A 2,474-nucleotide genomic window follows, 5' to 3' on the forward strand; every position below is an offset into this window, starting at 1 on the left:
TGTAAATAGCAAATAAAAAAGTATCATTTTTTCGCAACGTAAAAGTGCCATTTAGAAGACAAAAAATTATTGTTTAAATATTGTTTTTCTGTTTTCCATACGATAACTGTTGCCATCCAATTTAATGACTTCACAATGGTAAAGCAGCCGGTCTAAGAGGGCTGTTGCCAATACTTCATCATCGAGGGTTTCAGCCCATTGCTTTGGGGATTTATTGGTGGTCACGATGATAGAACACTTTTGGTGGAGGTGGTTTACCATATTAAAAAATGCGACGGCTTCGTTTTTCTTCATTGGGAAGAGCATGATATCATCGATAGCCAACAGGTTTGCCTTCAGTAATCGGTTGTAAGCATTCATGGCAGAACTTGTCATTTCTTTCATACGCAAGATGTTTAGTATTTCTTCCATTGTTTTAAAATAAGCTTTGTAGCCGGCCTTGACCGCATCGTGTATTAGTCCCGATGCGATAAAGGTTTTCCCTGTTCCGGAAGGCCCCATCAATATCAGGTTGTAGTTCTGGTCCAGCCACAGCAGTTCCCGCAATTCTTTTAGCTGGGGTTTGCTGATTCCGTTGGAATGGTTAAAATCATATTGGTCAAGGTTGTTGTCCTTGGGCAAGCGGGCAAGAGAGAGCCTGCGGTCAAGATCCGTTTTCTGTCGCTGCTTTACTTCCCGCTCGAGCAACATACAGGTAAATTCCAGATAACCCGGTTTGTTGATTTGCGCTTCATGGATCAATGGTTCCGGTTGGTTCTTCAGCAAGGTAAGGCGCAAGGCGTCGGCATATTGTCTGATTTTATCTATTTCTTTCATTAGCGTATGATTTTTTCGTAAATATCTATTTGACTGGTCGAAGGTTCGGCACTGGCTTGTATGGGCAACCGGTGTACTTCAGGCCTGCAAAGGGACAGTTGGCTTGATTGCTCGTTTGTAAAATAAGCAATCAGTTCGGTGAGTTTTAAACCGTTGTAATATCCATGTTCCAGGCAATAGTCTATTGCAAGGTTTACCGTTTTGGGGTTTTCAACATTGGCTTTGGAGAGGATGACCCCGAGGTTGTCGTTCAGATAACGGGGCTTGCTTTGCCGAATGGCCTCTACAAAGGCTTGGGCCTGCCCGGTACCGCCCAGCTTCTCTACCACCAGTTGCATTTTCTCTTCAATGCCCGAGCTCTTATCCCGTGCATGGTCGCTGTTACGGATGTATTTCCCTTTCAATATACAAACAGGATGCGTGGCGATCGGTGATTTTTCCTCGTTACAAATAACCAATTGGTCTGCTTCGTGGCATACCAGAACCTTGCTGCCTTCTGCTTTGAACGTACCCAGCGGGAGACTGTAGAAATTACCTTTATAGGAGATGGTATGGTCTTTAAGTACCGTATAGGGTGTGAACCGGGCGTTTTCCGGTTCTTTTAGTTGATGCTTGACAGGAAGAAGATGTACCTTCTCGATAAGCCATTGTTGATAAGGGATCAATCGTGTCGTGCTGTGTACCTTACCATTCCCTGTCCGGGAAAGCCAGTCAATAACAGATTGGTTCAACTGACTGGTATTGACAAACTCCCTCCCGCGCAGAAAGTTATATTTTACATACTTGATCACGTTTTCTATTTTTCCTTTCGTCTGAGGATCGGCCTTGCGGCAGAAAACGACTTCAAAACTCTCGTTGCGGACATAATGCCGGAAGTCGCTGGTCAAAAGCAGGTCTCCCAGGTTCTCGTCAACCATAAAGACACGGTCCTGATCGTAAAGGATGGTGTGCGGTACGCCCCCGTAATAATCAAAGGCCAATTGATGGGCGTAAATGGCCGTTGAGCTGGTAAACGGACTGGTTTGCAGGTACACAAACTTCTGGCGGGAGCGGCTTAGTACCATGGCAAACATCCAAACTTTTTGACGACCACCTCCCGCCCTGGCCATACTGTAAACACCAAAATCCACCTGGGCCTCACGTCCATAGGCTGTCTCTTCACGCTTCTGGCAATCCCGCCGGATAACAGTTTTAGGTTTCCGGATATCATGTCTGCTGCGGATAGATTGAACAAAATTAAAAACCGTTTTGGAATGAACAGCCGGCAAATCACTATAATGTTCCTTTAAACGATCTTCTATTTGTGAAGCTGATAAATACGGATGACTCTCCAACTGAGATCTTACAAAATCGTAATAAAACTGAAGTTTCAACGGCTGATTTTTGCGCTTTTCAATCCACTGATAAAACTCTTCTTCGCTCATGCCCAGATAATGACCAACCGTTTTGCGGTGGATTCCAACCTCTTGAGCAATCTGACTCTTATTGAGTCCTCGTGATTTTAATTCTTTAACTTTATGCCACATAAGTGCCTTTTTTAGGTGTTTATATGCCTTCATCTTTTTTATGGTTTGCTTACCTTGAAGATGAAGGTTTTTTTATCCAAAATTGGTACTTCTCATTTGCGAAAATTTGACACTTTAAAGTTGCTGATTACA

The 2,474-nt window shown here is 43.7% G+C and carries 2 protein-coding genes; both read right to left on the reverse strand.

Annotation, left to right across the window (positions count from 1 at the left end):
- Window positions 1-66 precede the first annotated feature (66 nt).
- Window positions 67-816, reverse strand: coding sequence for an IS21-like element helper ATPase IstB (istB, locus tag GR929_RS21685; RefSeq protein WP_159523915.1), 750 nt, complete (start codon window positions 814-816; stop codon window positions 67-69).
- Window positions 816-2,342 (reverse strand): IS21 family transposase, encoded by a 1,527-nt coding sequence (gene istA, locus GR929_RS21690; RefSeq protein WP_159523917.1) that lies wholly within the window; start codon window positions 2,340-2,342, stop codon window positions 816-818. The genes istB and istA overlap by 1 nt, the downstream gene beginning before the upstream one ends.
- Between the last annotated feature and the right edge of the window lie 132 nt (window positions 2,343-2,474).

It is taken from the genome of Sunxiuqinia indica, assembly GCF_009847015.1.
GTDB lineage: Bacteria > Bacteroidota > Bacteroidia > Bacteroidales > Prolixibacteraceae > Sunxiuqinia > Sunxiuqinia indica.